The organism is Streptomyces sp. NPDC058877, from assembly GCF_042742855.1.
Taxonomy (GTDB): Bacteria; Actinomycetota; Actinomycetes; order Streptomycetales; family Streptomycetaceae; genus Streptomyces.
The window spans coordinates 1-4,747 of the sequence record NZ_JBHYMF010000319.1; the positions used below are offsets into that span (position 1 = coordinate 1).

Below are 4,747 nucleotides of genomic sequence, written 5' to 3' on the forward strand. Positions count from 1 at the left end.
AAGGACATCGAGCTCGCCGCATAACCCCAACAACCCTGAACCACCCCAAACCCGACACGGGCGCCTTGACGAAGGACATAGAGGCACCCCCCGGGCCATACGCGGGACGCTCCGCATCGCCGTGTACGGCGTCACCGGGCGGATGGGCCACCGCCAGCACCCGAATGGCGCGCTCCGCCCCCACCGACGTGGAGGCGGAGCGCCGGGCGACCGGACCCCGAGGGGTCAACTCAGCACGGGCGGATGTGCCACACCGGCGTCCAGGAGGCCGTTCCGCTCTGCGGGGCCCGGCTGGTCCACCTGAGGCTGCCGTCCCGGTTGTAGAACTTCGCGACGGTGCCCGTGGTCTGGTTGTTGTTGAAGTACCCGTCACCGATCCCGTAGAAGTCGTAGTAGCCGCAGTAGTAGTAGTCCCAGTGGCTGCCGTTGCCGTCCTGGATGCACAGGTGCCCGTAGCTGCAACTGATGGCGGCGGCATCGGCGGTGCCGGTGGTGGAGAAGGTGACGGAGCCTCCGGGCATGGTCGCCTTGCCCTCGGCGATCTGACGTTCTCCGGGATGGCTCGCCAGAAAGGAGTCGACCTTCTGCTGGAGGGCGTCCGCCCGGCCGTCCGCGGGAGCGGCCGACGCGTTCCCGGCCAGCAGTTGGCCGGCGGCCAGCACCACGGCCGCCCCCGTCATGGCCAGACCCCTGATCCATTTCATGTTGCTGTTCCCCTCACGTCGATGGCGTCGACGGCTCGGTGACGGCCGCCGCTCCGAAGGCACGCCCATCGTTCCCGGCGGCGCGGGAGGCCCTGAAGGGCGAATCCGGACGATTGGATGGCAGATGCAGCTATCTTGACGGAGTCACTCGCCCGCACTTCCCGAGGAACCGCAGCGTGTGCGCGCGGCGCCCGTCGCCGACGGGACGATCGAGCGCGCCATGTGGCGAATCAACGCCATCTCGGGGCAGGTTCCCGTGCGGTCGCGGACGGCCGGGGGCACGGCCGGGACGGCGGAAGCCCTGACGGTTTTCCACTGGTGGCGTCCGTACTGTCCGAGCCCTTCGCTACCGTCGGTGCATGTCCAACGAGGTTCGCGGTCCGGCAGTGGTCGAAGGGGTCCTGGAGAGGATCACCTATGCCAACGAGGAGAGCGGGTACACCGTCGCCCGGGTCGACACCGGGCGCGGCGCCGGGGACCTCCTCACGGTGGTCGGCGCGCTGCTCGGGGCGCAGCCGGGGGAGTCGCTGCGGATGGAGGGGCGCTGGGGCTCCCACCCGCAGTACGGCAAGCAGTTCACCGTGGACAACTACACGACCGTGCTGCCCGCCACCATCCAGGGCATCCGGCGGTATCTCGGGTCCGGGCTCGTCAAGGGCATCGGGCCCGTCTTCGCCGACCGGATCACGCAGCACTTCGGGCTCGACACCCTCGACGTCCTCGAAGAGGCTCCCGCGCGGCTGATCGAGGTTCCGGGGCTCGGCCCGAAGCGGACGAAGAACATCACGGCCGCCTGGGAGGAGCAGAAGGCCATCAAGGAGGTGATGGTCTTCCTGCAGGGGGTCGGGGTCTCCACCTCCATCGCGGTGCGGATCTACAAGAAGTACGGGGACGCCTCCATCTCCGTCGTGCGCAATCAGCCCTATCGGCTGGCCGCCGATGTCTGGGGCATCGGCTTCCTCACCGCCGACAAGATCGCCCAGTCCGTCGGCATCCCGCACGACAGCCCTGACCGGGTGAAGGCGGGTCTGCAGTACGCACTGTCGCAGTCCAGCGACCAGGGGCACTGCTTCCTGCCCGAGGAAAGGCTGATCGCGGACGCGGTGAAGCTGCTCCAGGTGGACACGGGCCTGGTCATCGAGTGCCTCGCCGAGCTCGCCGAGGACCCCGAGGGGGTCGTGCGGGAGACGGTGCCCGGGCCCGAGGGGACGCCCGTCACCGCCGTCTACCTGATCCCCTTCCACCGGGCCGAGCTCTCCCTCGCCGGGCAGATCCGGCGGCTCCTGCGGGCCGAGGACGACCGGATGCCGGCCTTCCAGGACGTCGCCTGGGACAAGGCACTGGCCTGGCTCGCGGACCGCACGGGGGCCTCGCTCGCGCCCGAGCAGGAGGAGGCCGTACGGCTCGCCCTCAGCCGCAAGGTCGCCGTGCTCACCGGCGGCCCCGGTTGCGGCAAGTCCTTCACGGTCCGCTCCATCGTGGAGCTCGCCCGTGCGAAGAAGGCCAAGGTCCTGCTGGCCGCCCCCACCGGGCGGGCCGCCAAGCGGCTCGCCGAGCTCACCGGTGCCGAGGCCTCCACCGTCCACCGGCTCCTGGAGCTCAAGCCGGGCGGGGACGCGGCCTATGACCGGGACCGGCCCCTCGACGCCGACCTGATCGTGGTCGACGAGGCCTCCATGCTCGACCTGCTGCTCGCGAACAAGCTGGTCAAGGCGGTGGCGCCGGGGGCCCACCTGCTGCTCGTGGGGGACGTCGACCAGCTCCCCTCGGTCGGCGCGGGAGAGGTGCTCGGCGATCTGCTTGCCCAGGGCAGCCCCGTGCCGTCCGTCCGACTGACCCGGATCTTCCGCCAGGCCCAGCAGTCCGGGGTGGTCACCAATGCGCACCGGATCAACGCTGGTGTTCCGCCGCAGACCCAGGGGCTCCCGGACTTCTTCCACTTCGTGGAGGAGGAGACGGAGGATGCCGCCCGGGTGGCCGTGGAGGTTGCGGCCCGGCGCATTCCGGCCAAGTTCGGCCTCGATCCCCGTCGGGACGTCCAGGTACTCGCCCCCATGCACCGGGGGCCGGCCGGCGCGGGCTCGCTCAACGGGCTGCTCCAACAGGCGATCACCCCGGCCCGCCCCGACCTGCCGGAGAAGCGCTTCGGCGGTCGGGTCTTCCGGGTCGGCGACAAGGTCACCCAGATCCGGAACAACTACGAGAAGGGGGTCAACGGGGTCTTCAACGGCACGGTCGGCGTCGTCACGGCCCTGGACGCCGTCGAGCAGCGGCTGACCGTGCGGACCGACGAGGACGAGGAAGTGCCCTACGACTTCGACGAGCTCGACGAACTCGCCCACGCCTACGCGGTCACGATCCACCGCTCACAGGGCAGCGAGTACCCCGCGGTGGTCATCCCGGTCACCATGAGCGCCTGGATGATGTTGCAGCGGAACCTGCTCTACACGGCCGTGACCCGGGCCCGGAAGCTCGTCGTCCTGGTCGGCTCCCGCCGGGCGATCGCACAGGCGGTCCGCACCGTGTCGGCGGGCCGGCGCTTTACCGCACTCGCACACCGACTCACAGGGAGCACTCCCGTGTGAAAGATCACGGAGGGGTTCCGGAACCGGGGCGAAGGGGGCAGGATGAGAAGGTTGGAGGCACTCAGTGCCGCCAATTGGCCCAATGGTCGACCCCGAGTGCACTCTCCTGAGCCAAATGGGGGATGGTAGAGACAGTCAGGGCACCTCGAAGAAGAGGCACTACGTCGGTGAGGGATGACGTGAGCGACAACTCTGTAGTACTGCGGTACGCGGACGGTGAATACACCTACCCGGTGGTCGAGAGCACCGTCGGCGACAAGGGCTTCGACATCGGAAAACTCCGAGCCCAGACCGGTCTGGTCACCCTGGACAGCGGATACGGCAACACCGCCGCCTATAAATCCGCCATCACCTACCTCGATGGTGAGCAGGGCATTCTGCGCTACCGCGGCTACCCGATCGAGCAGCTCGCCGAGCGCTCCACCTTCCTTGAGGTGGCGTACCTGTTGATCAACGGCGAGCTTCCCAAGGTCGACGAGCTCGCGACCTTCAAGAACGAGATCACCCAGCACACGCTGGTGCACGAGGACGTCAAGAACTTCTTCCGCGGCTTCCCGCGTGATGCCCACCCGATGGCCATGCTCTCCTCGGTGGTCTCCGCGCTGTCCACCTTCTACCAGGACAGCCACAACCCGTTCGACGAGGAGCAGCGCCACCTTTCCACGATCCGGCTCCTCGCCAAGCTGCCGACGATCGCGGCCCACGCGTACAAGAAGTCGATCGGCCACCCGTTCGTCTACCCGCGCAACGACCTGGGCTACGTCGAGAACTTCCTGCGCATGACCTTCTCGGTCCCCGCCCAGGAGTACGAGCTCGACCCGGTGGTCGTCTCCGCGCTGGACAAGCTGCTGATCCTGCACGCGGACCACGAGCAGAACTGCTCGACCTCCACCGTGCGCCTGGTGGGCTCCTCGCAGGCGAACATGTTCGCCTCGATCTCCGCCGGCATCTCGGCCCTGTGGGGTCCGCTGCACGGTGGCGCCAACCAGTCGGTCCTGGAGATGCTGGAGGGCATCCAGGCCAACGGCGGCGACGTCGACTCCTTCATCCGCAAGGTGAAGAACAAGGAGGACGGCGTCCGTCTGATGGGCTTCGGCCACCGGGTCTACAAGTCCTTCGACCCCCGCGCCAAGATCATCAAGGCTGCGGCGCATGACGTCCTCTCGGCCCTCGGCAAGTCCGACGAGCTGCTGGACATCGCGCTCAAGCTGGAGGAGCACGCGCTCTCCGACGAGTACTTCGTCTCGCGCAACCTCTACCCGAACGTCGACTTCTACACGGGTCTCATCTACCGCGCGATGGGCTTCCCGACCGAGATGTTCACCGTGCTCTTCGCGCTCGGTCGCCTTCCCGGCTGGATCGCCCAGTGGCACGAGATGATCAAGGAGCCGGGCTCCCGCATCGGCCGCCCGCGCCAGATCTACACGGGTGAGGTCCTCCGCGACTTCGTCCCGGTGG

The 4,747-nt window shown here is 68.4% G+C and carries 3 protein-coding genes; 2 read left to right on the forward strand and 1 reads right to left on the reverse strand.

Going from position 1 to position 4,747, the window contains the following annotated elements:
* Positions 1–230 precede the first annotated feature (230 nt).
* Positions 231–704: a hypothetical protein gene (locus ACFW2Y_RS34760; protein WP_384887427.1), complete on the reverse strand. Its 474-nt coding sequence runs from the start codon at positions 702–704 to the stop codon at positions 231–233.
* Positions 705–1,063: 359 nt separating this feature from the next.
* Between ACFW2Y_RS34760 and ACFW2Y_RS34765 the strand changes: the two genes are divergently transcribed.
* On the forward strand, positions 1,064–3,289 hold the full coding sequence (locus tag ACFW2Y_RS34765; protein WP_384887430.1) for an ATP-dependent RecD-like DNA helicase: 2,226 nt from the start codon (positions 1,064–1,066) through the stop codon (positions 3,287–3,289).
* 179 nt (positions 3,290–3,468) lie between these two features.
* Positions 3,469–4,747 (forward strand): citrate synthase (locus ACFW2Y_RS34770; protein ID WP_384887433.1); only part of this gene is annotated, 1,279 nt, incomplete at its 3' end.